Source organism: Sphingomonas psychrolutea, from assembly GCF_014636175.1.
Taxonomy (GTDB): domain Bacteria; phylum Pseudomonadota; class Alphaproteobacteria; order Sphingomonadales; family Sphingomonadaceae; genus Sphingomonas; species Sphingomonas psychrolutea.
In genome coordinates this window covers 1-24,491 of the sequence record NZ_BMDW01000029.1, presented here as the reverse complement: position 1 = coordinate 24,491, position 24,491 = coordinate 1, and the positions used below count along the sequence as shown (strand labels likewise).

The following is a 24,491-nucleotide window of genomic DNA, read 5'->3' as shown; positions in this document are numbered from 1 at the left end:
GTAGGAAATCATGGCGAAAGCAAAGTTCGAGCGGAACAAGCCGCATCTCAACATCGGCACGATCGGCCATGTCGATCATGGCAAGACGTCGCTGACGGCTGCGATCACCAAGGTGCTCGCCGAGACCGGCGGCGCCACGTTCACCAGCTATGCCAACATCGACAAGGCACCCGAAGAGCGCGAGCGCGGCATCACGATCTCGACCGCACACGTTGAGTATGAGACGCTGGCACGCCATTACGCGCACGTCGATTGCCCGGGGCACGCCGATTATGTGAAGAACATGATCACCGGCGCGGCGCAGATGGACGGCGCGATCCTGGTCGTGTCGGCAACCGACGGCCCGATGCCGCAGACGCGCGAGCACATCCTGCTTGCCCGTCAGGTCGGCGTGCCGACGATGGTCGTGTTCATGAACAAGGTCGATCTCGTCGACGACGAGGAAATCCTCGAGCTGGTCGAAATGGAAATCCGCGAGCTGCTTTCGAAGTATGATTTCGATGGCGACAACATCCCCGTCATCCGCGGTTCGGCTGTTGCCGCGCTGAACGACGTCACGCCCGAGATCGGCCATGACGCCGTGCTTCGCCTGATGGAAGCCGTCGACACCTACCTGCCGCAGCCCGAGCGTCCGCTCGACAAGCCGTTCATGATGCCGATCGAGGACGTGTTCTCGATCTCGGGTCGTGGTACGGTTGTCACCGGCCGCGTCGAGACCGGCATCGTCAAGGTTGGCGAAGAAGTCGAAATCGTCGGCATCAACGACACGCGCAAGACCACGGTCACGGGCGTCGAAATGTTCCGCAAGCTGCTCGACTCGGGCCAGGCTGGCGATAACATCGGCGCGCTGATCCGCGGCGTTGGCCGTGAAGAAGTTGAGCGTGGCCAGGTTCTCTGCAAGCCCGGCACGATCAAGCCGCACACCGACTTCTCGTCGGAAGTGTATGTGCTGTCGAAGGACGAGGGCGGCCGTCACACGCCATTCTTCGCCAACTATCGTCCGCAATTCTACTTCCGCACGACCGACGTGACCGGCACCGTCGAGCTGCCTGAGGGCACCGAGATGGTCATGCCAGGCGATAACGTCGCGCTCGGCGTCAAGCTGATCGCACCGATCGCCATGGATGTCGGCCAGCGTTTCACCATCCGTGAGGGTGGCCGTACGGTGGGTTCGGGTATCGTCAGCGGTATTTCGGCCTAAGCACTAAAAAATACTGCCGCCCCGGTCTCCAAAAGGAGGCCGGGGCGGTTGCTATTTGTGAGAGGCTCGGCTAGTGCGCCGCCTCTGATTTTGGTTTTAACAGTAGAGGCGGCCTTCTAGCCGTCATCCCAGCGAAGGCTGGGATCTTTTGGCTGGGCGGTATCCGCTCCACCATGAGACCCCGGCCTCCGCCGGGGTGACGAATGGAGGAGTTGCCCCGCTCTTTCGCATCGGTAGGGACTATGGACAGCAATATCCGCATTCGTCTTAAGGCGTTCGATCATCGTGTGCTTGATCAGGCGACCGGCGACATCGCCGACACCGCCCGCCGCACCGGCGCGCTGATCCGTGGTCCCATCCCGTTGCCCACGCGCATCGAGAAGTTCACCGTGAACCGCGGTCCGCACATCGACAAGAAGTCGCGCGAGCAGTTCGAAGTCCGTACCTACAAGCGCATGCTCGACATCGTTCAGCCGACGCCGCAGACGGTCGACGCTTTGATGAAGCTCGACCTTGCCGCAGGCGTTGACGTTGAGATCAAGCTCGCGTAATAGCGCGCCTCCACGAGATTCGGTGCCGCCCTTGGGCAGCACCAGATAGACGGGATACCGCCAAGTTCGCTTGGGTCTGCGTCCCCCGACACGCTCCACCGCCAAGGCGGGGAGCACCAGCCCGGGTCGGGGCCGCAGTATAAAATAAAACAGGGCTAGCACGCACCCTTCGGAATGGTCCGCGGGGTGCCTCTGCATTGAATGGAGCATTGATCATGCGCACTGGCGTGATCGCGAAAAAGATGGGGATGACCCGCTGGTTCCAGGACGATGGGCGCCATGTGCCCGTGACCGTTCTGTCACTGGAAAATCTGCAAGTTGTGGCCGTTCGCGAGGCCGATAAAGACGGGTATGTTGCAGTCCAGCTGGGCGCAGGTACCGCAAAAGCAAAGAATGTCGCCAAGCCGCAGCGTGGCCATTTCGGCAAGGCCGAAGTCGAGCTCAAAGCGAAGCTGGCGGAATTCCGCGTTTCCGATGACGCCGTCCTCGAAGTTGGTGCGACCATCTCCGCCGACCATTATGTCGCCGGCCAGATCGTTGACATTCAGGGCGTGACGCAGGGCAAGGGCTTCCAGGGCGGCATGAAGCGTTGGGGCTTCGGCGGTTTGCGCGCTACGCACGGCGTTTCGGTCTCGCACCGTTCGCTCGGTTCGACCGGTCAGCGCCAGGACCCGGGCAAGGTCTTCAAGAACAAGAAGATGGCCGGGCACATGGGCGACAAGAACCGCACCCAGCAAAACCTCGAAATCGTTTCCACCGACGTCGAGCGCGGTCTCATCTTCGTCAAGGGTTCGGTCCCTGGTTCGAAGGGTGGCTGGCTGCTCGTCAAGGATTCGGTGAAGGTCGCACGGCACGCAGACGCGCCGTACCCCGCCGGTCTGCGCGCCGTCGCCAACAATAACGATACCGCTCCCGCCGAGACGCCTGCTGACGTCGCGACCGTGGATGCGACCGACGGCCAGGAGGGCTGATCATGAAGGTTACATCTCAGTCTTTCGATGGTGCGACCGGTACGGACATCGAGCTCAACGACGAGGTCTTCGGCCTCGATCCGCGCGCCGACATCCTGCACCGCGTTGTGACCTGGCAGCTCGAAAAGCGCCGTGCGACCGCACGCGGCACGCGTGAGCGCGCCGACGTTGCTCGTACCGGCAAGAAGTTCGGCAATCAGAAGGGTGGCGGTACCGCCCGTCACGGCGATCGTCGCGCGCCGGTGTTCATCGGTGGTGGCAAGGCGCACGGCGCTCGCGTCCGCGACTTCAACCCGTCGCTGAACAAGAAGGTTCGCGCGCTCGGTCTGAAGATGGCGCTGTCGAGCCATGCCCAGGCTGGCACGCTGATCGTCATGGACAGCCTCGCGGTTGCCGAGAACAAGACCAAGACGCTGATTGCGGATTGGGCAAAGCTCGGCACCGGCAAGACCGCGCTCGTCATCGACGGCGACATGGTCGACACCAGCTTCGCGCTCGCCGCGGGCAATCTGCACACGATCAACGTGATGCCGGCCGCTGGTGCCAATGTTTATGATATCCTGAAGCACGACACGCTGGTCCTTACCCGCGCTGCCGTCGACATGCTGGAGGCGCGCTTCAATGGCTAAGCCAAAAACCGCGATCGACGCGCGTCATTATGACGTGATCGTCGCACCGCACATCACCGAAAAGGCGACCTTGCTCAGCGAGCATAACGCCGTCGTGTTCAAGGTCGCCAACGACGCAACCAAGCCGCAAATCAAGGCTGCGGTGGAAGCGTTGTTCGACGTGACCGTGCTGGGGGTCAATACGATCGTCCAGAAGGGCAAGACCAAGAAGTGGAAGGGCGCGCCCTACACTCGCTCCGACATCAAGAAGGCGATCGTGACGTTGAAGGACGGCCAGTCCATCGACGTGACGACGGGGATCTGATCCGATGGCACTGAAGCATTATAACCCGACCAGCCCGGCCCGCCGTGGCCTGATCCTGATCGACCGTTCCGGCCTGCACAAGGGTGGCCCCGTTAAGGCGCTGACCGAAGGCAAGCGCAAGACCGGTGGCCGTAACAATAAGGGCCATGTGACCTCGCGCGGCATTGCCGGTGGCCACAAGCAGCGCTATCGCATCATCGACTTCAAGCGTCGGTTGTGGGGCGTCGAGGGCACGGTCGAGCGGATCGAATATGATCCCAACCGCACCGCGTTCATCGCGCTGATCAACTATGGTCAGACCGAAGATGGCAAGGATAACGTTGCCTATATCGTGGCACCGCAGCGTCTGGCCGTTGGTGACAAGGTTGTCGCCGACAAGAAGACCGACGTGAAGCCGGGCAATGCGATGGAACTGGGCCAGATGCCGGTCGGCACGATCGTCCATAACGTCGAGATGAAGCCGGGCAAGGGTGGCCAGATCGCCCGTTCGGCTGGCACCTATGTGCAGGTCGTCGGTCGCGACAAGGGCATGGTCATGGTCCGCCTCAACTCGGGCGAGCAGCGTTACATCCATGCGAACTGCATGGCGACGGTCGGTGCCGTGTCGAACCCCGACAATGGCAACACCAACCTCGCCAAGGCCGGTCGCAATCGCTGGTTGGGCATCCGCCCGCTGACGCGCGGCGTTGCCAAGAACCCGGTCGACCATCCGCACGGCGGTGGTGAAGGCCGGACCTCGGGCGGCCGTCATCCGGTTACCCCGTGGGGCAAGCCGACCAAGGGTGCGCGCACCCGCCACAACAAGGCGACGGACAAGATGATTATCCGTTCGCGTCATTCGACGAAGAGGAAGGGCTAACATGGCTCGCTCAGTCTGGAAGGGTCCGTTCGTGGACCTTCATCTGCTCAAGAAGGCAGAAACCGCGCAGGAAACCAATGCGCGCGGCGCGATCAAGACTTGGTCGCGGCGTTCGACGATCCTGCCGCAGTTCGTGGGTCTCACGTTCAGCGTCTATAACGGTCGCAAGTTCGTGCCGGTTTCGGTCAACGAGGACATGGTGGGCATGAAGCTCGGCGAGTTCGCGCCCACCCGCTATTTCCCCGGCCACGCCGCGGACAAGAAGGGCAAGCGCTAATGTCTAAGGCTAAATCCCCCCGCCGGGTCGGCGAGAAGGAAGCCCTTTCGGTCGGCGCGCAGATCCGTGGTTCGGCGCAGAAGCTCGGCCTGGTCGCGGCGCTCATCCGCAACAAGCCGGTCGGCGATGCGATGAACATCCTGCAATTCTCGACCAAGGGTATGGCGATCGAAGCGCGCAAGGTGCTGGCCTCGGCCATCGCCAACGCTGAGAACAACCATAACCTCGACGTCGATGCGCTGATCGTATCGGAAGCATCGGTCGGCAAGTCGATCGTGATGAAGCGTTTCGCCACGCGCGGTCGCGGCAAATCGACCCGCATCCTGAAGCCGTTCAGCCGCTTGCGCATCGTCGTTCGCGAAATGGAAGAAGAAGAAGCGTAATGGGTCAGAAATCGAACCCCATCGGTCTGCGCCTGCAGATCAATCGCACTTGGGATAGCCGCTGGTATGCGGAGGGCGCCGATTACGGTCGTCTTCTGCTCGAAGATCTTCGGATGCGCGCTTTCATCATGAAGTCGTTGCCGCAGGCAGCGATCTCCAAGGTGGTGATCGACCGTCCGGCCAAGCTGTGCCGCGTCTCGATCTTCGCTGCGCGCCCTGGCGTCATCATCGGCAAGAAGGGTGCGGATATCGAAAAGCTGCGCCGTCAGCTCGGCAAGATGACCACGTCCGACGTGAGCCTGAACATCGTCGAAATCCGCAAGCCGGAAGTCGACAGCAAGCTCGTCGCACAAGGCATCGCCGATCAGCTTGAGCGTCGTATCGCGTTCCGTCGCGCGATGAAGCGTGCGGTACAGTCGGCAATGCGTCTGGGCGCCGAGGGCATCCGGATCAATTGCGGCGGACGTCTCGGCGGTGCTGAAATCGCGCGTTCGGAATGGTATCGCGAAGGTCGCGTGCCGCTCCACACGCTGCGCGCCAATGTCGATTATGCCGAAGCGACGGCCCACACTGCGTACGGTGTGTGCGGCGTGAAGGTGTGGATCTTCAAGGGCGAAATCCTGGGCCATGACCCGATGGCGACCGACCGGCTGATGATGGAAGCACAGACTTCCGGCGTCCGGCCTGATCCGCGCCGTTAAGGAATAGATCATGCTTCAACCGAAAAAGACCAAGTTCCGCAAGGCCTTCAAGGGCCGCATCCATGGCGACGCCAAGGGTGGCACCACGCTTAACTTCGGGTCGTACGGCCTGAAGGCGATGGAGCCGGATCGTCTCACCGCGCGCCAGATCGAGGCGGCTCGCCGCGCGATCACGCGTCACATCAAGCGCCAGGGTCGTTTGTGGATCCGCGTGTTCCCCGACGTTCCCGTCTCGGGCAAGCCTGCCGAAGTCCGCATGGGTAAGGGCAAGGGTTCGCCGGAATATTGGGCAGCGCGGGTCAAGCCGGGCCGGATCCTGTTCGAACTGGACGGCGTTCCGGGCGATATTGCCGCAATGGCATTCAGCCGTGCAGCGATGAAGCTGCCGATCAAGGTGAAGGTCGTTGCCCGTCTCGGCGACACCTCGCATCTGGGAGTTGCATAACATGGCCAAGATCGACACGCGTCGTTCCGACCTGGTCGCCAAGACCGAAGATCAGCTGGGCGAAGAGCTCGGCAATCTGAAGCGCGAGGCGTTTAATCTGCGTTTCCAGGCGGCGACCAACCAGCTTGAGAAGCCGAGCCGCGTCCGCGAAGTTCGTCGCGACATTGCTCGCATCAAGACCCTGCAGTCGTCGCGTTCGCGCGACGCGGCTGCGAAGTAAGGATTTAGACATGCCAAAGCGCGTGCTGACGGGGCTGATCGTCTCCGACAAGGGCGACAAAACGGTGGTCGTGAACGTTGAGCGTAAGGTGAAGCACCCGCTCTACGGCAAGATCATCCGTCGTACGAAGAAGTATCATGCCCATGATGAGGGCAATGAGTTCAAGCAGGGCGAGACCGTGCGGATCGAAGAGACCGCGCCAATCTCCAAGCTGAAGACCTGGAAGGTCGTCGATCGGGTTAACACCCACGCGACGCCCGAGCGGGTCGACGTCGACGCCTGAACACCTCCGCTTTACCCCAACGCAGGTTGGGGTTTCGTGGAAAGGGTCGGGACGATAACCGCAAGACCCCAGCCTTCGCTGGGGTGTCGGTTGGGATTTTTTAAGGCGGCACCGGTCGGTATCGGTGCCTGAGAAGAGAAGGACGCGGATCTATGATCCAGATGCAATCCAATCTCGAGGTCGCTGACAATAGCGGCGCGAAGCGGGTTATGTGCATCAAGGTGCTTGGAGGTTCCAAGCGTCGTGTTGCAGGCGTGGGCGACATCATCGTCGTCAGCGTGAAAGAAGCCGCACCCCGCGGCCGCGTGAAGAAGGGCGACGTGCACCGTGCCGTCATCGTGCGTACGGCGAAGGACATCCGCCGCGCCGATGGCACTGTGATCCGCTTCGATTCGAACGCAGCCGTGCTGGTCAATAAGAACGAAGAGCCGATCGGCACGCGTATCTTTGGCCCAGTGGTGCGTGAGCTTCGCGGCAAGAAGCACATGAAGATCATCTCGCTCGCGCCGGAGGTGCTGTAAAATGGCTTCCGCTAAGATTAAGAAGGGTGACCGCGTCATCGTCCTGTCCGGCAAGGACAAGGGCAAGACCGGCGACGTCACGCTCGCGCTGCCCAAGGCCGGTAAGGTCGTGGTGTCGGGCGTCAACATCGCGGTGCGCCACACCAAGCCGAGCCAGGGTGACCCGCAGGGTGGCCTGAAGCGTTCGGAAGCGCCGATGCACATTTCCAAGGTCGCGCATGTGACCGCCGACGGCAAGCCGACGCGCGTTCGTTTCGAGACCCAGGACGGCAAGAAGGTCCGCGTTGCGGTCAAGACCGGGGAGAAGATCAGTGGTTGATGCTACCACCAAGCCCCGGATGCGGGGCATGTACGACGACAAGATCATCGCCGCGATGACCGAGAAGTTCGGCTACAAGAACGCGATGGAAGTCCCGCGGCTTGACAAGATCGTCCTCAACATGGGCGTTGGCGAAGCGACGCAGGACAAGAAGAAGGTCGACCAGGCAGCCCAGGAAATGGAGCTGATTGCCGGGCAGAAGCCCGTCGTGACCAAGGCCAAGAAGTCGATCGCTCAGTTCAAGCTGCGCGAAGGCATGCCGATCGGCGTGAAGGTTACCCTTCGTCGTGACCGCATGTACGAATTCCTCGACCGTTTCATCACGATCGCGCTGCCGCGCGTTCGCGATTTCCGCGGGCTCAACCCCAAGTCGTTCGACGGACGCGGCAACTATGCTTGCGGCCTGAAGGAGCAGTTGGTGTTCCCGGAAATCAGCTATGACCGGATCGACAAGATCCGCGGCATGGACGTGATCGTCACGACGACGGCACGGACCGACGACGAAGCGCGCGAGCTGCTGCGTTTGTTCGGCTTCCCGTTCCCGCCGGAAGCACCTGAAGACGCGACCGAAAAGAAGGCAGCATAAGATGGCGAAGGTAAGTTCTGTCAACAAGAACGAGCGTCGCAAGATGCTCGTCAAGAAGTACGCGCCCAAGTACGCAGCGCTGAAGGCGATCGCAGCCGATCAGTCGCTGAGCGACGGTGAGCGGATCGAAGCACGGCTCAAGATGGCCGAGATTCCCCGCAACGGGAACCCGACGCGCATCCGCAACCGCTGCGAGCTGACGGGTCGTCCGCGCGCATATTATCGCAAGTTCCGCCTCTGCCGTATTCAGCTGCGCGATTTGGCCAATAAGGGCCTGATCCCCGGCGTTACGAAGTCGAGCTGGTAAGGATCAACAGATGGCATTGACCGATCCCCTGGGTGATATGCTCACCCGCATCCGCAACGGCCAGCGCGCGAAGAAGGACTCCGTCCTGACTCCGGGCTCGAAGCTGCGGGCCCGCGTGCTCGACGTGCTCCAGCGCGAAGGTTATATCCGTGGCTATAGCGAAGAGCAGATGGGCCCTGCGGCTGGCATCCGCATCGAGCTGAAATATTTCGAGGGCCAGCCCGCGATCAAGCACGTTGCCCGTGTGTCCAAGCCCGGTCGGCGCGTATACTCGGCTTCGACCGAGCTGCCGCGCGTCATGAACGGCCTCGGCATCACGATCGTCTCCACGCCCCGCGGCGTTCTGTCCGACGCCGAAGCGCGCGAACAGAATGTCGGCGGCGAAGTCCTCGCGGAGGTGTTCTGATATGAGCCGTATCGGTAAAAAGCCGGTCGCGATCCCAAGCGGTGTTACCGCGACGATCGAAGACCAGCTGCTCACGGTCAAGGGCCCCAAGGGCACCCTTGCTATGCCGCTGCGCGAAGAGATCAGCTATGTCCTCGAACAGGGCGGCGTTTCGGTCAATCCGGCGAACGACACCAAGCGTGCTCGCGCGTTCTGGGGCATGCAGCGGACGCTCGTGCAGAACCTGATCACCGGCGTTTCGGACGGCTTCACTAAGAAGCTGTTGATCAACGGTGTTGGGTATCGCGCTGCCGCACAGGGCAAGAATTTGAACCTGAAGCTTGGCTACAGCCATGACGTTAACATCGACGTGCCGGAGGGGATCGAGGTCAAGACCCCCGACAACACGACGATCGAGATTTCGGGCACCGACAAGCAGAAGGTCGGTCAGCTCGCCGCAGAAATTCGTCGCTGGCGTAAGCCCGAGCCTTACAAGGGCAAGGGCATCAAGTACGATGGCGAGTTCATCTTCCGCAAGGAAGGGAAGAAGAAGTAATGTCGACCAAGGGTATGTCTCTCTTCGAGAAGCGGCGCCGCCGCAACCGCACTGCGCTCCGTGCGCGTGGATCGGGCCGTCCGCGGCTGTCGATCCATCGCTCGGGCCGTCACATCTATGCGCAGATCATCGACGACGCACGTGGGCTGACGCTTGCTGCTGCTTCGACGTTGGAAAAGGACGTGCGCGACACGTCTGGTGCCAACATCGACGCGGCGACGGCTGTGGGCACGCGCATCGCCGAGGCCTGCAAGGCGGCTGGCGTGACGCAAGTCGTGTTCGATCGCGGTGGCTTTTTGTTCCACGGTCGCGTCAAGGCGCTGGCGACTGCCGCGCGTGAAGCCGGATTGGAGTTCTAATTATGGCTGACGACAACATTCCGAACGACGCCATTGCATCTGGCGCAGCAGCGCCCGACGCAGCGCCTGCTCCCCAGCAGGAAGCGCCGCGTGGACGCGGTGGCCCTGGCGGCGGTCGTGGTGGTCCCGGTGGCGGTCGCGGTCCTGGTGGCGGTGCAAACCGCGGCGGACGCGATAATCGCGGCGGACGTGACAATCGCGGTGGTCGTCCGGGTTCGGACGATGGCGGCGAAGAGCTGATCGAGAAGTTGGTGCACATCAACCGCGTCTCGAAGACGGTCAAGGGCGGTAAGCGCTTCGGCTTCGCAGCGCTCGTCGTCGTCGGCGACGGCAAGGGTCGCGTTGGCTTTGGTCATGGCAAGGCGCGCGAGGTGCCGGAAGCCATTTCGAAGGCGACCGCTGCTGCCAAGAAGGCAATGGTTCGCGTTCCGCTCAAGGACGGCCGCACGCTGCATCATGACGGTAACGGTCACTTCGGTGCCGGTCTCGTTACGCTGCGCTCGGCCCCGCAGGGAACGGGCATCATCGCCGGTGGCCCAATGCGCGCCGTGTTCGAATCGCTGGGTGTGGCGGACGTCGTGACCAAGTCGGTCGGCACGTCCAACCCGTACAACATGATCCGTGCGACCTTCGAAGCGCTGACCGCACAAGTTAGCCCGAAGTCGGTTGCGCAACGTCGTGGCAAGAAAATCGCCGACTTGCTCGGCCGTGGTGGTGCGGAAGCGCCCCAGGCCGAAGCCGAAGCGATCGTGGAGTAGACGATCATGGCAACCATCAAGATCACGCAGACCGGTTCGCCGATCCGCCGCGAATCCGACCAGCGCGCGACGCTGATCGGCCTCGGCCTCAACAAGATGCACCGCACGCGCGAATTGCAGGACACGCCCGAAGTTCGCGGCATGATCCGTAAGGTCGCGCATATGGTGAAGATCGAGGCGTAATGTATCTGCCTTCGTGCGCTGGCGTGCGAGGGTGATAGACAAAGACGGGGGAGGGGGCTAACGGCCCCCTTCCTCATTTTATCAGCGCGACAAAAGCGAAAGCGAGTGCACGACCATGAAACTGAACGAAATCCGCGACAATGACGGTGCCCGTAAATCCCGCATGCGCGTGGGCCGGGGTATCGGTTCGGGCAAGGGCAAGACCGCAGGACGCGGGCAGAAGGGCCAGAAGAGCCGCGAGGGCGTGTCCATCGCCGGCTTCGAAGGCGGCCAGATGCCGCTCCACATGCGTTTGCCAAAACGTGGCTTCAACAACATTTTCGCCAAGGATTATGCTGAGGTGAACCTCGGTGCAATCCAGAAGGCAATCGACGCGGGCAAGATCGAAGCCGGTGCGACGCTCGACCATGATGCGCTGAAGGCCGCTGGCCTGGCACGCGGTGGCAAGGACGGGGTCCGTCTGCTCGCCAAGGGCGAACTGACCACGGTTTTGAAGTTCACCGTCGCCGGTGCCTCCAAGGGTGCGATCGAAGCCGTTGAAAAAATCGGTGGTTCGGTCGACGTGATTCACGTCGTGCCTGCAGCAGAAAAGGCTGCCGCCAAGAAGGGCGTCAAGTATCGCGAGCGCAAGGCCGACAAGGAAGCCAAGCAGGCCGCGAACAAGTAAGCGTCGTTCCCCGGCGGAAGCCGGGGTCCAGCTTGCGATCCGCTCGATGCTGGGTTTCGGCTTTTGCCGGGGAACAAATTGCCGCTGAGGTTAGACAACCGGGCGGGCGTGACTATATGAGCGGCGGGGGCGGGTAACATCGTCCACCGCCGTTTTCGTTTTAGGGCAAACAGCACCCATGGCATCCGCAGCCGACCAGATGGCCTCCAGCATCAGCCTGTCGAAATTCGCACAGGCGACCGACCTCAAGAAGCGCTTGTGGTTCACGATCGGCGCGCTGATCGTGTTCCGCCTGCTCAGCTACGTCCCGTTGCCGGGGATCGACCCGACCGCGCTGACCGCGCTGGCGCAACGGACTAGCGGCGGCGTGCTCGATTTTTTCAACGCCTTCTCGGGTGGGTCGCTGAAGCGTGCCAGCCTGATCGCGCTAGGCGTTACGCCGTACATCACCGCCTCGATCGTGGTGCAGCTTGCGACCTCGCTGTCGCCAACGCTTGCCGCGATCAAGAAGGAAGGCGAGAGCGGACGCAAGCGGCTCAATCAATATACGCGCTATGGCACGGTCGCGCTGACGGTGATCCAGGGCTATTTCCTGTCGCTCGGGTTTGAGAGCCAGGGCGTCGTGGTCGAGCCCGGGCCGTTGTTCATCATCGGCTCGGTCATCAGCCTCGTCGGGGGCACCATGTTCCTGATGTGGATCGGCGAGCAAATCACCAGCCGCGGGATCGGCAACGGCATGTCGCTGATCATTATGGCGGGCATCGTCGCGAATCTGCCGACGACGCTCTACAACCTCGCGCAGACCGCGCGGACCGGCGGTGGCAGCGTGACGGGCTTTACCGTCGTGTTGATCGCGGTGGCGGTCGCTGGCCTCATTCTGTTCATTTGCTTCATGGAGCGTGCGCAGCGCCGCATTCTGATCCAATATCCCAAGCGGCAGACGCAGCGCGGAATGCAGGCCGATCGCAGCCATTTGCCGCTGAAGATCAACACTGCGGGTGTGATCCCGCCGATTTTTGCCTCGTCGCTGCTGCTCATGCCGCTGACGATCACGCAGTTTGCGGGCAAGAATGTTTCGGGGGACAGCTATTGGGGGTCGGCGATTATCTGGCTCAACCAGTATCTGCAGCATGGCAGCATCGCGTATATGACGCTGTATGGTGCGGGGATCATCTTCTTCTCGTTCTTCTACACCGCCGTCGTGTTCAATCCGGAAGAGACCGCCGACAATCTCAAGCGCTATGGCGGGTTCATCCCCGGGATCCGACCGGGCAAGAATACCGAGAATTATTTCGATTACGTGCTGACGCGGATCACGGTGATCGGTGCGGGGTATCTGGCGATAATTTGCCTGCTGCCCGAATATTTGGTGTCAGCGCTGTCGATTCCGTTCTACCTTGGCGGGACGAGCCTGCTGATTGTCGTCAATGTCACTATGGATACGGTGACGCAGATTCAGTCGCATCTGTTGGCGCATCAGTATGGTGATCTGATCAAAAAGGCGAAGTTGAAGGGTGGACGTCTCCGCTAAGAGCGACGGACAGCCAAACGGGAGTGGCGGCTTGAACATCATTTTGTTGGGACCACCGGGTGCGGGCAAAGGCACCCAGGCGAGCCGTCTTGAAGCGGATCGCGGCATGGTCCAATTGTCGACCGGGGACATGCTGCGTGCGGCAGTGAAGTCGGGTAGCCCGGTCGGTCTTAAGGCCAAGGCGGTGATGGAAGCCGGCGAGCTGGTTTCGGACGAGATCGTCTCTGGTATCATCGACGAGAAATTGGGCTTGCTCGAGCCGGGGCAGGGGGTGATCTTCGACGGTTATCCGCGCACTGCGCCGCAGGCTGAGCAGCTTGACACGATCCTCACACGCCACGGCCGCTCGCTCGATCATGTCATCGAGCTTGAAGTGAATGAAGACAAGCTCGTCGCGCGGATCGTTGGGCGGTTCACCTGCGCCAATTGCGGCGCGGGCTACCACGACGTGTTCAAGCAGACCAAGGTCGCAAACACGTGCGACGTGTGCGGTAGCCATGACTTCAAACGACGCCCCGACGACAATGAAGAAACGGTGCGCACACGCATGGCCGAATATCGCGCCAAGACCGAACCGATCATCCCGATCTATGCCGCGCGGGGTTTGCTCGCGCGGGTCGATGGCATGGGTGAGATCGACGCGGTGACTGCGGCGATCGAGGCGATCCTCGACGCAACCTGAGTGTCGCGCGTCTGCGCGACGCGTTTATCCAAGCATGACAGCTTCTTCACGGTCGCGTCATCGGCGCGTGCGGCCGACCGGTGCATACCGGTTGTCGGTCGATGCACGCGGCTGAGTACATTTTCACGAGATCGGCACTCGCACTCCCGGGGGTGTCGTTGGCCGGCGGAAGGCTTGCTTTCCGCCGGCCTCATTTCTGTCTAGGCTCGGAGGGAAACCACCCGGAATGCCGCCTGTGACTCGCAAGATCCTAATCGTCGAAGACGATGCCTCGACCGCCGCATATCTTGCCAAGGGGTTGAGCGAGGGCGGCTATTCGGTCGAGATCTGTGGTGACGGACGCGATGGGCTGTTCCTCGCGAGCGAGGGCATTTTTGACCTGATTATCGCGGATCGCATGCTGCCCGGACTGAATGGCCTGGCGATGCTGGGGGCAATTCGCGCCGCTGGCGTGCGTACGCCGACGTTGATTCTGTCGGCGCTGGGCACCGTGGATGACCGAATCGACGGGCTGAATGCCGGCGCGGACGATTATCTGGTCAAACCCTTTTCCTTTGCCGAACTCACCGCCCGGATCGATGCGATTTTCCGCCGGGTCGATCGCGGTGCCTCCGAAGGTCAGCCGACGCGGTTGTCGGTCGGCGATCTGGAGATCGATTTGCTCGCCCGCACGGTCGCGCGCGGCGGGCGCTCGATCCAGCTTGGCGCGCGCGAGTTCAACTTGCTCGAATATCTCGCGCGGCATGCCGGGCAAGTTGTGACGCGCACGATGATGCTGGAGAAAATCTGGAACTATCATTTTGACCCGGGATCGAACGTCGTTGACGTCCATATTGGACGGCTACGGCGTAAGCTCGAGGAGGGATTTGCCGCGCCGATCCTGCACACTGTGCGCGGGGCTGGATACCGGCTGTCAATCGAGGCCTGACAGGCCCGGTGAAACTTCGGCTGACCTTCACGACGCGGATCGCGTTGCTGGCGATCGCGCTGGCGCTCACGTCTAACGTCGTGCTCGTCGCGTTCGTGTGGAAGCTGGTGCATGACGATGCGATCGAAGCCTTGCGTCGAGACACGATCGCGGAATCGGATGCGCTGGTCGCGGTGTACCGCACCGGCGGCCTTGCAGCGCTTGGCAAGACTATTGCCGACCGACGTTCCCCTGCCGACCCATCGCGCATTCTCGCGGTGATCGCGCCCGATGGGCGCCGCGTGGCTGGAGGCGCCCCTGATTTCGCGCATGTCGCGGCACTGCAACCTACGCTGTTTCGAATCGGCCGGATGAGCGACTGGCAGCCGTGGTCGGAGCGCGAGGCGGGCTATGCCGTGCGGCGGATTGATGCGTACCGCCTTGTTAGCGGACGGCTGCTCGACGATTGGGAACAGGAGCAGCGCGGGATTGAGCGGGCGTTGCTGACCGCGATGGCGCTGTCGCTGGCGCTCGGCGTGGCGGGGGGATTGGTGGTGACGCGCTATGTCGGGCGCAGGCTGAACAGCGTTGCCGATGTGATTGAAGGCGTCGCGGGTGGCGACCTGTCGCGACGGGTGACGAATGCGGCAAGTGGTGGTGATGCGTTCGATCGGCTGGCGACGCGGCTCAACGCGATGCTCGACAAGACCGAACGGCTGATGACCGAACTTCGCATCGTCACCGACGGTCTCGCGCATGATTTGCGTTCTCCGCTCGCACGGTTGCGCGCCAAGGCCGAGGCGGCTGTGTTGCAGGCAGAGCCGGCTCAGCGCGAGGCGGCGATGGGCGGTCTGCTGATCGAGACCGATCTGGTGATGCGGATGCTGTCGACGATGATCGAGATCACGCGGGCGGAATCGGTCCCCCGCGACCGGCTCGCGGCCGTAGATCCGGCGGCGTTGATGGACGAAATTGGCGAGCTTTACGCGCCCGTGGTCGAGGATGCCGGAATGCGCTTCGACGCGGTGATCGCGCGCAGTGTGCCGCGCCTGGTCCTGCACCGGGAATTGCTGACGCAGGCGCTCGCCAATCTGATCGACAATGCGCTGCGCCATGCCGGGCAGGGCGGGGCGATCACGCTCCGGCTCGCGCTTGCCGATGGCGCGGCCCGGTTCCAGGTCGAGGATCGCGGCCCCGGCATCGCTGAGGCCGATCGTGCGCAGGCGCTGCGCCGCTTCGGGCGGCTCGACGCAGCGCGCAGTCTGCCGGGGGCGGGGCTGGGGATGGCGCTGGTCGAGGCCGTCGCGCGCCTGCACGGCGGGCGGCTGGAACTCAGCGACAATGCGCCGGGGCTGGTGGCGACGGTGGTGGTGCCGGTGGCGTTGTAAACCGGATCGGAGGGGCGTATCTTTTGCATATGAACGTGCAAGCGACCGTCATCCCTGGGCACCTCACCGAACCTCGTAAGTTCGCCTTGCGGGTCGAAGATTTTATCGTGCTGCAGGAGAGCGGCGCGTTGGATGCGTTTGCCAAGTCCGAGTTGATCGATGGAGACATCTATACCGTGAACGCGATCTATCGACCGCACGCCGGCACCTTGTCCGCCATCAATGCCGACTTGGTGAATGCGATCCGCGCGTCGGGGCTCGCGCTCAAGGTCTATTCGCCCGTTTCGACGAAGCTCGACGACCACAATCTGCCGGAGCCCGACTTGGTGATCGCGACGATCGAACGCGATGCACTGGTATCCGCCCAATCGGTCCGGTTGGCGGTAGAGGTATCCGCTACCTCCCTTGATTTCGACTTGGGCAAAAAGGCGCAATTGTACGCCGGGGCGGGTGTGCCGGAATATTGGGTCGTCGATGTGAATGGGCAAAAGATTATCCAGATGACGGCGCCGATCGACGGAGCGTACAGCAATGTCAGCGAGACCCGGTTCGGGGATCGTATAACTTCTGTTACCATTCCGCAGATTGCGATAGACACCACCTACCTCGCTTGACATCGCCCGAATCGAGGCTTAACGCACGACCATTCCGAAACACCGGTCTCCGGCGGCGCTGTTTGCGCTCGCCGGTGTTGTGCGTGTCACACGGTAGGCAACGCGATGAGATGGGGTCTGCAGCCATGCAGCCCTGTGGAGCAGGAGAAAAAGTTCATGGCACGTATCGCCGGGGTCAACATCCCGACCAACAAGCGCGTCGTTATCGCGCTCACCTACATTCACGGCATTGGCAACACCAAGGCCAAGGAAATCGTCACCAAGCTGAACATTCCGATGACGGCGCGCGTGCAGGACCTGACCGATCAGGAAGTGCTCCACATCCGTGAGACGATCGACGCCGACTATACGGTCGAGGGTGATCTTCGCCGCAGCGTGGCGATGAACATCAAGCGTTTGATGGATCTCGCTTGCTATCGCGGGCTTCGCCATCGCAAGGGCCTCCCGGTCCGTGGCCAGCGTACGCATACCAATGCGCGCACCCGCAAGGGCAAGGCAAAGCCGATCGCCGGTAAGAAGAAGTGAGCTTGAGCCGCGGGTGACCGCGGCTCGCTCTTGCAGCAAGGTTAGGACAAGACAATGGCACGTGAACCGCAACGCATTAAGCGGCGTGAGCGCAAGAACATCACTTCGGGCGTCGCCCATGTGAACGCAAGCTTCAACAACACCATGATCACGATCACCGATGCCCAGGGCAACGCGATTTCGTGGTCGTCGGCCGGCGCAATGGGCTTCAAGGGCTCGCGCAAGTCGACTCCATATGCGGCGCAGGTTGCCGCCGAAGACGCTGGCAAGAAGGCCGCTGAACATGGCGTGCGCACGCTCGAAGTCGAAGTGAAGGGCCCGGGTTCGGGTCGTGAATCGGCGCTGCGCGCGCTCCAGGCGGTTGGTTTCCAGATCACGTCGATCCGCGATGTGACCTCGATCCCGCACAATGGCGTGCGTCCTTCGAAGCGTCGTCGCGTCTGATTTCGTCTCGGCCGTGCGCGGTTGATCGCGCTGCACGGATTTGAGTCTAAACATGGCCGGGATCCCCCCATTTCGGCCCAAAACCAAGGGATAGCCCATGTCCGTCAATGCAAAGAACTGGCAGGAACTGAAGAAGCCGTCCGGCCTCGAAAAGAAGCCCGGCGGAGACGGCAAGCGCAAGGCGACCTTCGTCGCCGAGCCACTGGAGCGTGGATTTGGCCTGACTCTCGGAAACGCCTTGCGTCGCGTATTGCTGTCGTCGTTGCAGGGTGCCGCCGTCACCTCGATCAAGATCGAGAACGTGCTGCATGAATTTTCGTCGCTGGCGGGTGTTCGCGAAGACGTCACCGACATCGTCCTCAACGTCAAGCAGATTGCGCTGCGGATGCAGGGCGAAGGGCCGAAGCGCCTCCAGCTCTCGGCAACGGGCCCAGGTCCGGTCAAGGCGGGTGACATCGCGGTTTCGGGCGACATCGAAGTGATGAACCCCGCGCTTGTGCTGTGCCACCTCGATGAGGGCGCAACGCTCAACATGGAATTTACCGCAGACGTCGGTAAGGGCTATGTTGCGGCGGTTGCCAACCGTCCGGCCGATGCGCCGATCGGGCTGATTCCGGTCGATGCGCTGTATTCGCCGGTCAAGCAGGTCAGCTACAAGGTCGAGAACACCCGCGTTGGGCAGGAACTCGATTACGACAAGCTGACGCTGACGATCGAAACCGACGGCACGATCTCGCCAGAGGAAGCCGTGGGTTATGCCGGTCGCATCCTGCAGGATCAACTCGCCTTGTTCGTCGGCTTCGACGATTCGAGCGTGCAGCGTTCGGCACCGATCGGCCATGCCGCTCCGGCCTCGACCGGCGGCGAAGTGTCGGGCGATACGCAGCAGATCAACCGTTACCTGCTCAAGAAGGTCGACGAGCTCGAACTGTCGGTGCGCAGCGCCAATTGCCTCAAAAACGACAACATCATCTACATCGGCGATCTGGTCCAGAAGACCGAAGCCGAGATGCTGCGCACGCCGAACTTCGGCCGCAAGTCGCTCAACGAGATCAAGGAAGTGCTGTCTTCGATGGGGCTTCGGCTTGGGATGGAAATCCCGGGTTGGCCGCCTGAGAATATCGAGGAAATGGCCAAGAAGCTCGAGCAGGAGATTATGGGCTAAGCCGCACAGGATTAGCGCACGCTAATCCTGAGACGGCGTAAGCCCGGCCGGCGTCGCTTGCGACGTCCGACGACGCGGCTTTGCCGCGGCGGTCCTGAGTAGAAGAAGACTCACCCAACCCTCTCCCATGAAGAATGGAAGAGGGTTAAGGTAAGTAAGAAGGCGATCGGTGGCGGCCTTACAGCCACCTGGTCTGGGGTACCTCACACGGCCCCTTAACGAACGAAGGACAATATCATGCGTCATCGCGTAGGCGGTCGTAAACTGCAGCGTACTTCGGCACATCGCATTGCGTTGTTCCGCAACATGTCCGCTGCCCTGATCAAGCACGAGCAGATCACCACCACCGTCGCCAAGGCGAAGGAACTGCGTCCGTATGTCGAAAAGCTGATCACGCTGGCAAAGAAGGGTGGCCTGTCCAACCGTCGTCTGGCGCACACGCGGCTGCTCGACGATGCGCAACTGATCAAGCTGTTCGACGTGCTGGCCACGCGCTATGCCGACCGCAACGGTGGGTATACCCGCGTCGTCAAGGCCGGCATCCGCATGTCGGACGCGTCGCCGATGGCGATCATCGAATTCGTCGATCGCGACGTCAGCGCCAAGGGTCAGGATTCGGGCCCGGTGATGACTGACGGCGAGTATGACGAAGCCGCATAAGCGCTTCGCATTGTAGATCGAGAAAGGAGCCGTACCCGGGAAGGGTGCGGCTCCTTTTGCGTTTCAGTCGCGATCCTCGCGCCACACCAGCAGGCGCTGGCCGTCATGCACCCCGGCGATCTGCACGAACGTCCCAGCGGGCACATCGAGCGGCTCCGCGAACGGATAATATTGCGCCCCCCAATGCGATTTTGCGTCGGGCCCGGGGCGGTTCTCGTAAACCCCGTCCGCATCCATTTGCAGCCGAATCCACTGCACCACGCCGCCAACCGGACCGCCGGTAGCGGTCAGCGTCAGCGCAGCGCGATGCGGCTCGCGCGGTGGTGGCGCGGTGAAATCAAACGACAGCAGCGCGGCTGCCGCGCTCTGCAAGGTAAGCGTCGGATCGGCCACTGGGACGGTGCGCGGCACCTGCGCCAGCGCGTTGAACCCGCTGAGATCAAACCCATCGACAATGGCGACGTCACGCTCGTCGAGTGCGGTCCAGCTGCCGAGTGCGACCATTACGTCGCCGCCGGCCGGGATCATCTGGCCACCCGGCGCGAGCAGCCGCGTCGATGCGTCTGCCAGCGTTTTCAACACGCCCTCGGCCAGCAAATTGTTCGACACGATTTCGGAGACGATCACGTCGGCGCGGCCTTCAAGGTCTGCCTCCATCTCGAGGTCGGTGGAATTGCCCGTCACGACGCGAATGCGCTCGCCATAGCCATTGGCGGCGATAATCCGCGTCGCGACGTCGGCGATGGCGGGGTTTTCCTCGCACGCGACGACTCGTCCGGCCCCCGCGCGCGCCGCCATCAGCGACAGCAGCCCGCTGCCCGCGCCGATATCGAGGACGTGCGTGCCCGGCGTCACCGCGCGCCGGATCGCGGCGTCGAACGCCGCGTTACGGGGTTCGTCGCGCAGCATATTGAAATGCCAGCGCGGTACGCTGTGGCCGATCAGCTGCTGCGTGCGCGCGGCAACCTCGACATCGTCGGGTGCGAGCGCGCGTGCTTCGAGTGCCAACGGATAGACTCGCGCGCGCAGTCCGATCTTCGATGCGAGGCCCGCGAGGGCGGCGAGCTTGCGCCCATCGCGGCCTGCCGCTGCGACCATCGGCTCGAAGCCGGCGCGTGCGACCGCCCGCAGGTCGTCACTATCGTTCATTTCGTCCCCAAACCCCTTTCCTGCGCCCCCGCATCTGCTATCTGGCGCCATGACCCAACCGACAGACTCCATTCTCATCGTCGATTTCGGCAGCCAGGTAACGCAATTGATCGCGCGGCGCGTCCGTGAGAGCGGGGTGTATAGCGAGATTGCACCCTTCACCACCGCCGATGCGGCGTTTGCGCGGATGGCCCCCAAGGGCGTGATCCTGTCGGGCAGCCCGGCCTCGGTGCTCGACGACGGCTCCCCCCGCATTCCGCAGGCGATCCTCGACAGTGGCGTGCCGATCCTTGGCATTTGTTACGGGCAGCAAGTGCTGATGCACCAGCTCGGCGGGTCGGTGACGCTCGGCGAAAGCGGCGAGTTCGGCCATGCCGTGATCGAAGTGACCGACGCTTGCGCGTTGTTCGATGGCGTGTGGCAGACCGGCGAGCACCACCAGGTGTGGATGAGCCATGGCGACAAGGTAACCGCGCTCGCCCCCGGTTTCCGCCCGGTTGCGGTCAGCCCCGGATCGCCGATCGCCGTCGTGGCGGACGATTCGCGCAAATATTACGCAACGCAATTCCACATGGAGGTGGCGCACACGCCCGATGGCGCCAAGCTGATCGCCAATTTCGCGCGCCACGTCTGCGGCTTGACCGGTGATTGGACGATGGCCGAATTCCGCGCCGCGAAGATCGCCGAAATCCGCGCTCAGGTCGGGCAGGGGCGCGTGATCTGTGGGCTTTCGGGCGGCGTCGACAGCGCGGTCGCGGCGGTGTTGATCCATGAGGCGATCGGCGCGCAACTGACCTGTGTGTTCGTCGACCACGGCCTCATGCGCACCGCCGAGGCCGAACAGGTCGTCACGTTGTTCCGCAATCACTATAATATTCCGCTGGTGCATGTGGATGCCGAGGAGACGTTTCTCACCGGGCTGGCGGGCGTTACCGACCCGGAGGCCAAGCGCAAGTTCATCGGCGGTGCCTTCATCGACATTTTCGAGGCCGAGGCAAAGAAGGTCGGCGGTGCCGATTTCCTGGCCCAAGGGACGCTGTACCCGGATGTGATCGAAAGCGTCAGCTTCACCGGTGGGCCGTCGGTAACGATCAAGAGCCACCATAATGTCGGCGGGCTTCCCGCGCGGATGAACATGCAATTGGTCGAGCCGCTGCGCGAGCTGTTCAAGGACGAAGTTCGCATATTGGGGCGCGAGCTCGGGCTGACCGAGGCGTTCGTCGGGCGCCACCCGTTCCCTGGCCCGGGCCTCGCGATCCGCATTCCGGGCGAAGTGACCAAGGAACGCTGCGACATCTTGCGGAAGGCCGACGCGATCTACCTTGAGGAAATCCGTGCGGCGGGGCTGTACGACACGATTTGGCAGGCGTTCGCGGTGCTGCTGCCGGTGCGCAGCGTCGGCGTGATGGGCGACGGGCGGACGTACGACAATGTGTTGGCACTCCGCGCCGTCACCTCGACCGACGGCATGACCGCCGAGGCGTTCCAATTTCCCGGCGATTTCCTGCCGCGGGTCGCGACGCGGATCGTCAATGAGGTCAAGGGTATCAACCGCGTGACCTATGACTATACGTCGAAGCCGCCGGGCACGATCGAGTGGGAATGATTTTTGCCACTCCAGAGGCAGCCGACCCTGCTCCGAACTGCTACGTAAGCATCTGATAAAAAAATATTTTATCACAGCGACATTCAAAGACAATCGGTGGGTAGCTTTCAAATCTGCCGTCCGTTCTGACGGTATCGCCCCCTCTTGTTCAGCGCAAAAATCGCCGTTACCGTCAGGCTTACAATAGCCCTGACGGTAATTTCATTCGGCTAATATTCTGAAAAGCAACAGCTTTTCGGGCCGGGAGAGGTGCGTTTTGGGGTGACGGTAAAAATCTTCGGAGACCCTGGCAATGTTGACCGATTCCGCACTCAAGCATTTCAAACCCAAAGATAAAGCCTACAAGGTAACGGACCGTGATGGCATGTATGTGCGCGTCGGTACAAACGGGACGATCTCCTTCCGGCTGGATTACCGTCTCAACGGCAGGCGCGAGACCGTAACGCTTGGAAAATACGGAGCCGCTGGTCTGTCGCTGGCTCGAGCTCGCGAGAAATGCATCGACGCCAAGCGTATGGTCCAGGAAGGGCTATCGCCTTCGATCGAAAAACAACGGGAAAAGCGTCGGATCAAAGAGGCGAAGAGTTTCGGCGAGTTCGGCGAGAAGTGGCTGACCGCGAGCCCCATGGCCGACAGCACCCGCGCGATGCGGCGCTCTATTTTCGAGCGTGAGCTTCTCCCTGCGTGGCGAAATAGACTGCTGCCAGAGATCACTCCCGGAGATCTTCGCGCCCATTGCTTGGCCATCGTCGATCGTGGCGCGCCAGCGACCGCGATCCACGTTCGCGACATCGTCAAACAGATTTATGGCTTTGCCATCCTGAATGGCGAGAAGATCGCCAACCCCGCCGACGAGGTCGGCCCCGCGTCAATTGCAACCTTTACGCCCAAGGACCGGTCGCTATCGCCCTCCGAAATCCGCGTGCTCTTCAAGGTGATCGAGAAGGTCGCTACCCTGCCCACGATCCGGCTCGGCATGAAACTCTTCCTGCTTTCCATGGTGCGCAAGAGCGAGCTGCAGGATGCAGTATGGGACGAAGTCGACTTCGAGAACGCCGTCTGGTCCATCCCGAAGGAGCGGATGAAGCGCTCGAAGGCGCACAACGTCTACTTGTCGACCCAGATGCTGGACATCCTCATCGCGCTGAAGACCTGCGCCGGCAATTCCAAGTATCTCCTGCCATCGCGCTATGATGCGGACGCCCCTATGTCGCGCGCGACGTTCAACCGGGTCACCTATTCGATGGTCGAACAAGCGAAGAAGGACGGGCTGCCGCTCGAGCCCTTTACGGTCCACGATCTTCGTCGCACCGGATCGACCCTGCTGAATGAACTTGGTTTCAACAGCGACTGGATCGAGAAATGCCTGGCGCATGAGGACGGTCGGTCCCCGCGCGGCGTATCCACCGCTGGTGACGACCCATCGACCGCCGGTAGAGTCCGCCTTCGACTTCCTGTCAGCGCAGCAGGCAGCGAGCCATATTCAGCGACTAGCGCTTCGGCCCAAGTGTCCGCACGATCGCCGCCTAGACCTGCGAATAAGGTCGAAAGGATGGATCGATCCCGTAGCGCTTGAGCCGATGGCGATGTCGTACTGAGGCGATCGCTGTCAATGTGATCATAGGCCATGCGGTCAGGTTCACGACCGCGAAGTAACCGACGGGAAGCAGGTGCAGATCGATCAACTTCAGGAGGTGAACGATCACGCTCTGAGTCTGCAGGCCTACCAGCCACAGCGGCCAGAAGCGGTTGGCCCGAAACGCCAGGACGTATAGGGCGATCAAGAGCCCGGTATCGACCGCCCAAAGCTGGATCAGGACCGCGCCGTAATTGTTCGGGCTCAGCCAACCTAGAACCCGCGATACCACCAGCGCGATCAACTGGAGGAGCGCCGCAGTTCGTTCCGCGGCGCCCCCCATTGCGAGCGCCAAGCCGGAGCATATGACGAACCAGATGATAAAAGCGTCGGTGTGGGCCACCCCGCTGGTCGATCACCGAGACGTGCTCACGTCAAACGATTTTAACACGCTACGCGCAACGGCTGAAGTTCGCCGGCTGGCTCGCTAAACTTTGGAGTTTGGTCATTGTCTCCGTAGTTGAAGGCGCTGAGACCTGCTTTCAGCTGGTCGTCATGAAGCGAAGCGTGTGCGGCGAGCAGCGATTGCCACGCCGACGCAAGGGCCCGACCGCTTTCGGCCAGGTGCAATAGCGCGTCCGAACCAAGATTCTTACGCACGCCAGATTCGCGTCGTGAGTTGCTGCCGGTCCCATGGACACCAAGTTAGACTACATGAGCCTGCTTCTCGAAGTCCATGGGGCTGAGATAGCCCAAGGTCGAGTGCCTGCGTGTGGGAT

At 62.0% G+C, this 24,491-nt stretch carries 35 protein-coding genes; 33 read left to right on the top strand and 2 right to left on the bottom strand.

Going from position 1 to position 24,491, the window contains the following annotated elements:
• Positions 1–10: 10 nt before the first annotated feature.
• From tuf to rplQ, 31 genes are all read left to right on the top strand, one after another.
• Entirely contained in the window at positions 11–1,201 is a 1,191-nt protein-coding gene (gene tuf, locus IEV62_RS17000; protein ID WP_188449616.1) for an elongation factor Tu, read from the top strand.
• Between the two features lie 242 nt (positions 1,202–1,443).
• The gene (gene rpsJ / locus IEV62_RS16995; protein WP_007406109.1) at positions 1,444–1,752 is read left to right on the top strand and encodes a 30S ribosomal protein S10; all 309 of its coding nucleotides are present in this window, start codon (positions 1,444–1,446) and stop codon (positions 1,750–1,752) included.
• Between the two features lie 215 nt (positions 1,753–1,967).
• Positions 1,968–2,723, top strand: a complete 756-nt coding sequence (gene rplC, locus IEV62_RS16990; protein ID WP_188449614.1) for a 50S ribosomal protein L3 — start codon at positions 1,968–1,970, stop codon at positions 2,721–2,723.
• Between the two features lie 2 nt (positions 2,724–2,725).
• The gene (gene rplD / locus IEV62_RS16985) at positions 2,726–3,352 is read left to right on the top strand and encodes a 50S ribosomal protein L4 (RefSeq protein WP_188449612.1); all 627 of its coding nucleotides are present in this window, start codon (positions 2,726–2,728) and stop codon (positions 3,350–3,352) included.
• Positions 3,345–3,656: a 50S ribosomal protein L23 gene (locus IEV62_RS16980; RefSeq protein ID WP_188449610.1), complete on the top strand. Its 312-nt coding sequence runs from the start codon at positions 3,345–3,347 to the stop codon at positions 3,654–3,656. The genes rplD and IEV62_RS16980 overlap by 8 nt, the downstream gene beginning before the upstream one ends.
• Positions 3,657–3,660: 4 nt before the next feature.
• Positions 3,661–4,515 carry a 50S ribosomal protein L2 gene (gene rplB, locus IEV62_RS16975; protein ID WP_188449608.1) on the top strand — a complete coding sequence of 285 codons (855 nt, stop codon included), beginning with the start codon at positions 3,661–3,663 and terminating at the stop codon, positions 4,513–4,515.
• Position 4,516: 1 nt separating this feature from the next.
• Entirely contained in the window at positions 4,517–4,792 is a 276-nt protein-coding gene (gene rpsS, locus IEV62_RS16970) for a 30S ribosomal protein S19 (protein WP_010164582.1), read from the top strand.
• The gene (gene rplV, locus IEV62_RS16965; RefSeq protein ID WP_188449606.1) at positions 4,792–5,175 is read left to right on the top strand and encodes a 50S ribosomal protein L22; all 384 of its coding nucleotides are present in this window, start codon (positions 4,792–4,794) and stop codon (positions 5,173–5,175) included. Before rpsS ends, rplV begins: the two co-directional genes overlap by 1 nt.
• Positions 5,175–5,876 (top strand): 30S ribosomal protein S3, encoded by a 702-nt coding sequence (gene rpsC / locus IEV62_RS16960; protein WP_188449604.1) that lies wholly within the window; start codon positions 5,175–5,177, stop codon positions 5,874–5,876. The genes rplV and rpsC overlap by 1 nt, the downstream gene beginning before the upstream one ends.
• 10 nt (positions 5,877–5,886) lie before the next feature.
• Positions 5,887–6,321: a 50S ribosomal protein L16 gene (gene rplP / locus IEV62_RS16955; RefSeq protein WP_010164579.1), complete on the top strand. Its 435-nt coding sequence runs from the start codon at positions 5,887–5,889 to the stop codon at positions 6,319–6,321.
• A 1-nt stretch (position 6,322) separates the two neighbouring features.
• The gene (gene rpmC / locus IEV62_RS16950) at positions 6,323–6,541 is read left to right on the top strand and encodes a 50S ribosomal protein L29 (protein WP_188449602.1); all 219 of its coding nucleotides are present in this window, start codon (positions 6,323–6,325) and stop codon (positions 6,539–6,541) included.
• 10 nt (positions 6,542–6,551) lie between these two features.
• On the top strand, positions 6,552–6,824 hold the full coding sequence (gene rpsQ / locus IEV62_RS16945; protein ID WP_176495426.1) for a 30S ribosomal protein S17: 273 nt from the start codon (positions 6,552–6,554) through the stop codon (positions 6,822–6,824).
• A 152-nt stretch (positions 6,825–6,976) separates the two neighbouring features.
• Positions 6,977–7,345: a 50S ribosomal protein L14 gene (gene rplN / locus IEV62_RS16940; protein ID WP_010164574.1), complete on the top strand. Its 369-nt coding sequence runs from the start codon at positions 6,977–6,979 to the stop codon at positions 7,343–7,345.
• A gap of 1 nt (position 7,346) precedes the next feature.
• On the top strand, positions 7,347–7,664 hold the full coding sequence (gene rplX / locus IEV62_RS16935) for a 50S ribosomal protein L24 (protein ID WP_188449600.1): 318 nt from the start codon (positions 7,347–7,349) through the stop codon (positions 7,662–7,664).
• Positions 7,665–7,683: 19 nt separating this feature from the next.
• Complete coding sequence (gene rplE, locus IEV62_RS16930; RefSeq protein ID WP_188449633.1) at positions 7,684–8,250, top strand: 50S ribosomal protein L5; 567 nt, start codon at positions 7,684–7,686, stop codon at positions 8,248–8,250.
• 1 nt (position 8,251) lies between these two features.
• Positions 8,252–8,557 carry a 30S ribosomal protein S14 gene (rpsN, locus tag IEV62_RS16925; protein ID WP_188449598.1) on the top strand — a complete coding sequence of 102 codons (306 nt, stop codon included), beginning with the start codon at positions 8,252–8,254 and terminating at the stop codon, positions 8,555–8,557.
• A 10-nt stretch (positions 8,558–8,567) separates the two neighbouring features.
• Positions 8,568–8,963, top strand: coding sequence for a 30S ribosomal protein S8 (gene rpsH / locus IEV62_RS16920; RefSeq protein WP_188449595.1), 396 nt, complete (start codon positions 8,568–8,570; stop codon positions 8,961–8,963).
• A gap of 1 nt (position 8,964) precedes the next feature.
• Positions 8,965–9,498, top strand: a complete 534-nt coding sequence (rplF, locus tag IEV62_RS16915) for a 50S ribosomal protein L6 (protein ID WP_188449593.1) — start codon at positions 8,965–8,967, stop codon at positions 9,496–9,498.
• A complete protein-coding gene (gene rplR / locus IEV62_RS16910) occupies positions 9,498–9,857 on the top strand; it encodes a 50S ribosomal protein L18 (RefSeq protein WP_188449591.1) in 360 nt (119 codons plus the stop codon). The genes rplF and rplR overlap by 1 nt, the downstream gene beginning before the upstream one ends.
• 2 nt (positions 9,858–9,859) lie before the next feature.
• Entirely contained in the window at positions 9,860–10,615 is a 756-nt protein-coding gene (gene rpsE, locus IEV62_RS16905) for a 30S ribosomal protein S5 (protein WP_229733332.1), read from the top strand.
• 6 nt (positions 10,616–10,621) lie between these two features.
• The gene (gene rpmD, locus IEV62_RS16900) at positions 10,622–10,798 is read left to right on the top strand and encodes a 50S ribosomal protein L30 (RefSeq protein WP_188449588.1); all 177 of its coding nucleotides are present in this window, start codon (positions 10,622–10,624) and stop codon (positions 10,796–10,798) included.
• A gap of 115 nt (positions 10,799–10,913) precedes the next feature.
• Positions 10,914–11,465 carry a 50S ribosomal protein L15 gene (gene rplO / locus IEV62_RS16895; RefSeq protein WP_188449586.1) on the top strand — a complete coding sequence of 184 codons (552 nt, stop codon included), beginning with the start codon at positions 10,914–10,916 and terminating at the stop codon, positions 11,463–11,465.
• Between the two features lie 178 nt (positions 11,466–11,643).
• Positions 11,644–12,996, top strand: a complete 1,353-nt coding sequence (gene secY / locus IEV62_RS16890; protein WP_188449584.1) for a preprotein translocase subunit SecY — start codon at positions 11,644–11,646, stop codon at positions 12,994–12,996.
• Positions 12,997–13,027: 31 nt separating this feature from the next.
• On the top strand, positions 13,028–13,678 hold the full coding sequence (locus tag IEV62_RS16885) for an adenylate kinase (protein ID WP_188449582.1): 651 nt from the start codon (positions 13,028–13,030) through the stop codon (positions 13,676–13,678).
• Positions 13,679–13,913: 235 nt separating this feature from the next.
• Positions 13,914–14,606, top strand: a complete 693-nt coding sequence (locus IEV62_RS16880) for a winged helix-turn-helix domain-containing protein (RefSeq protein WP_229733330.1) — start codon at positions 13,914–13,916, stop codon at positions 14,604–14,606.
• An 8-nt stretch (positions 14,607–14,614) separates the two neighbouring features.
• Positions 14,615–15,973: a HAMP domain-containing sensor histidine kinase gene (locus tag IEV62_RS16875; protein ID WP_188449578.1), complete on the top strand. Its 1,359-nt coding sequence runs from the start codon at positions 14,615–14,617 to the stop codon at positions 15,971–15,973.
• Positions 15,974–16,002: 29 nt separating this feature from the next.
• Positions 16,003–16,587 carry a Uma2 family endonuclease gene (locus tag IEV62_RS16870; protein ID WP_188449576.1) on the top strand — a complete coding sequence of 195 codons (585 nt, stop codon included), beginning with the start codon at positions 16,003–16,005 and terminating at the stop codon, positions 16,585–16,587.
• 156 nt (positions 16,588–16,743) lie between these two features.
• Complete coding sequence (gene rpsM / locus IEV62_RS16865) at positions 16,744–17,112, top strand: 30S ribosomal protein S13 (RefSeq protein WP_176495436.1); 369 nt, start codon at positions 16,744–16,746, stop codon at positions 17,110–17,112.
• Between the two features lie 54 nt (positions 17,113–17,166).
• On the top strand, positions 17,167–17,556 hold the full coding sequence (gene rpsK / locus IEV62_RS16860; protein ID WP_010164557.1) for a 30S ribosomal protein S11: 390 nt from the start codon (positions 17,167–17,169) through the stop codon (positions 17,554–17,556).
• Between the two features lie 97 nt (positions 17,557–17,653).
• Positions 17,654–18,721, top strand: coding sequence for a DNA-directed RNA polymerase subunit alpha (locus IEV62_RS16855; RefSeq protein ID WP_188449574.1), 1,068 nt, complete (start codon positions 17,654–17,656; stop codon positions 18,719–18,721).
• Positions 18,722–18,958: 237 nt separating this feature from the next.
• Positions 18,959–19,381, top strand: coding sequence for a 50S ribosomal protein L17 (gene rplQ / locus IEV62_RS16850; protein WP_188449572.1), 423 nt, complete (start codon positions 18,959–18,961; stop codon positions 19,379–19,381).
• Positions 19,382–19,444: 63 nt separating this feature from the next.
• Here the strand turns inward: rplQ and IEV62_RS16845 are convergent, their stop codons facing one another.
• The gene (locus IEV62_RS16845; RefSeq protein WP_188449569.1) at positions 19,445–20,530 is read right to left on the bottom strand and encodes a class I SAM-dependent methyltransferase; all 1,086 of its coding nucleotides are present in this window, start codon (positions 20,528–20,530) and stop codon (positions 19,445–19,447) included.
• 49 nt (positions 20,531–20,579) lie between these two features.
• Between IEV62_RS16845 and guaA the strand changes: the two genes are divergently transcribed.
• Both guaA and IEV62_RS16835 read left to right on the top strand, forming a co-directional pair.
• Entirely contained in the window at positions 20,580–22,136 is a 1,557-nt protein-coding gene (gene guaA, locus IEV62_RS16840; protein ID WP_188449567.1) for a glutamine-hydrolyzing GMP synthase, read from the top strand.
• Positions 22,137–22,428: 292 nt separating this feature from the next.
• Entirely contained in the window at positions 22,429–23,712 is a 1,284-nt protein-coding gene (locus tag IEV62_RS16835; protein WP_229733328.1) for a tyrosine-type recombinase/integrase, read from the top strand.
• Here the strand turns inward: IEV62_RS16835 and IEV62_RS16830 are convergent.
• A complete protein-coding gene (locus IEV62_RS16830; protein WP_188449565.1) occupies positions 23,663–24,067 on the bottom strand; it encodes a hypothetical protein in 405 nt (134 codons plus the stop codon). The two genes, IEV62_RS16835 and IEV62_RS16830, sit on opposite strands and share 50 nt — an antisense overlap.
• Positions 24,068–24,491: the final 424 nt, after the last annotated feature.

What these genes read in the sequence shown, in the direction of transcription:
- tuf (WP_188449616.1), top strand. Translation starts at nt 11, where the DNA reads ATGGCGAAAGCAAAGTTCGAGCGGAACAAGCCGCATCTCAACATCGGC.
- rpsJ (WP_007406109.1), top strand. Translation starts at nt 1,444, where the DNA reads ATGGACAGCAATATCCGCATTCGTCTTAAGGCGTTCGATCATCGTGTG.
- rplC (WP_188449614.1), top strand. Translation starts at nt 1,968, where the DNA reads ATGCGCACTGGCGTGATCGCGAAAAAGATGGGGATGACCCGCTGGTTC.
- rplD (WP_188449612.1), top strand. Translation starts at nt 2,726, where the DNA reads ATGAAGGTTACATCTCAGTCTTTCGATGGTGCGACCGGTACGGACATC.
- IEV62_RS16980 (WP_188449610.1), top strand. Translation starts at nt 3,345, where the DNA reads ATGGCTAAGCCAAAAACCGCGATCGACGCGCGTCATTATGACGTGATC.
- rplB (WP_188449608.1), top strand. Translation starts at nt 3,661, where the DNA reads ATGGCACTGAAGCATTATAACCCGACCAGCCCGGCCCGCCGTGGCCTG.
- rpsS (WP_010164582.1), top strand. Translation starts at nt 4,517, where the DNA reads ATGGCTCGCTCAGTCTGGAAGGGTCCGTTCGTGGACCTTCATCTGCTC.
- rplV (WP_188449606.1), top strand. Translation starts at nt 4,792, where the DNA reads ATGTCTAAGGCTAAATCCCCCCGCCGGGTCGGCGAGAAGGAAGCCCTT.
- rpsC (WP_188449604.1), top strand. Translation starts at nt 5,175, where the DNA reads ATGGGTCAGAAATCGAACCCCATCGGTCTGCGCCTGCAGATCAATCGC.
- rplP (WP_010164579.1), top strand. Translation starts at nt 5,887, where the DNA reads ATGCTTCAACCGAAAAAGACCAAGTTCCGCAAGGCCTTCAAGGGCCGC.
- rpmC (WP_188449602.1), top strand. Translation starts at nt 6,323, where the DNA reads ATGGCCAAGATCGACACGCGTCGTTCCGACCTGGTCGCCAAGACCGAA.
- rpsQ (WP_176495426.1), top strand. Translation starts at nt 6,552, where the DNA reads ATGCCAAAGCGCGTGCTGACGGGGCTGATCGTCTCCGACAAGGGCGAC.
- rplN (WP_010164574.1), top strand. Translation starts at nt 6,977, where the DNA reads ATGATCCAGATGCAATCCAATCTCGAGGTCGCTGACAATAGCGGCGCG.
- rplX (WP_188449600.1), top strand. Translation starts at nt 7,347, where the DNA reads ATGGCTTCCGCTAAGATTAAGAAGGGTGACCGCGTCATCGTCCTGTCC.
- rplE (WP_188449633.1), top strand. Translation starts at nt 7,684, where the DNA reads ATGCGGGGCATGTACGACGACAAGATCATCGCCGCGATGACCGAGAAG.
- rpsN (WP_188449598.1), top strand. Translation starts at nt 8,252, where the DNA reads ATGGCGAAGGTAAGTTCTGTCAACAAGAACGAGCGTCGCAAGATGCTC.
- rpsH (WP_188449595.1), top strand. Translation starts at nt 8,568, where the DNA reads ATGGCATTGACCGATCCCCTGGGTGATATGCTCACCCGCATCCGCAAC.
- rplF (WP_188449593.1), top strand. Translation starts at nt 8,965, where the DNA reads ATGAGCCGTATCGGTAAAAAGCCGGTCGCGATCCCAAGCGGTGTTACC.
- rplR (WP_188449591.1), top strand. Translation starts at nt 9,498, where the DNA reads ATGTCGACCAAGGGTATGTCTCTCTTCGAGAAGCGGCGCCGCCGCAAC.
- rpsE (WP_229733332.1), top strand. Translation starts at nt 9,860, where the DNA reads ATGGCTGACGACAACATTCCGAACGACGCCATTGCATCTGGCGCAGCA.
- rpmD (WP_188449588.1), top strand. Translation starts at nt 10,622, where the DNA reads ATGGCAACCATCAAGATCACGCAGACCGGTTCGCCGATCCGCCGCGAA.
- rplO (WP_188449586.1), top strand. Translation starts at nt 10,914, where the DNA reads ATGAAACTGAACGAAATCCGCGACAATGACGGTGCCCGTAAATCCCGC.
- secY (WP_188449584.1), top strand. Translation starts at nt 11,644, where the DNA reads ATGGCATCCGCAGCCGACCAGATGGCCTCCAGCATCAGCCTGTCGAAA.
- IEV62_RS16870 (WP_188449576.1), top strand. Translation starts at nt 16,003, where the DNA reads ATGAACGTGCAAGCGACCGTCATCCCTGGGCACCTCACCGAACCTCGT.
- rpsM (WP_176495436.1), top strand. Translation starts at nt 16,744, where the DNA reads ATGGCACGTATCGCCGGGGTCAACATCCCGACCAACAAGCGCGTCGTT.
- rpsK (WP_010164557.1), top strand. Translation starts at nt 17,167, where the DNA reads ATGGCACGTGAACCGCAACGCATTAAGCGGCGTGAGCGCAAGAACATC.
- IEV62_RS16855 (WP_188449574.1), top strand. Translation starts at nt 17,654, where the DNA reads ATGTCCGTCAATGCAAAGAACTGGCAGGAACTGAAGAAGCCGTCCGGC.
- rplQ (WP_188449572.1), top strand. Translation starts at nt 18,959, where the DNA reads ATGCGTCATCGCGTAGGCGGTCGTAAACTGCAGCGTACTTCGGCACAT.
- IEV62_RS16845 (WP_188449569.1), bottom strand. Translation starts at nt 20,530, where the DNA reads ATGAACGATAGTGACGACCTGCGGGCGGTCGCACGCGCCGGCTTCGAG.
- guaA (WP_188449567.1), top strand. Translation starts at nt 20,580, where the DNA reads ATGACCCAACCGACAGACTCCATTCTCATCGTCGATTTCGGCAGCCAG.
- IEV62_RS16835 (WP_229733328.1), top strand. Translation starts at nt 22,429, where the DNA reads ATGTTGACCGATTCCGCACTCAAGCATTTCAAACCCAAAGATAAAGCC.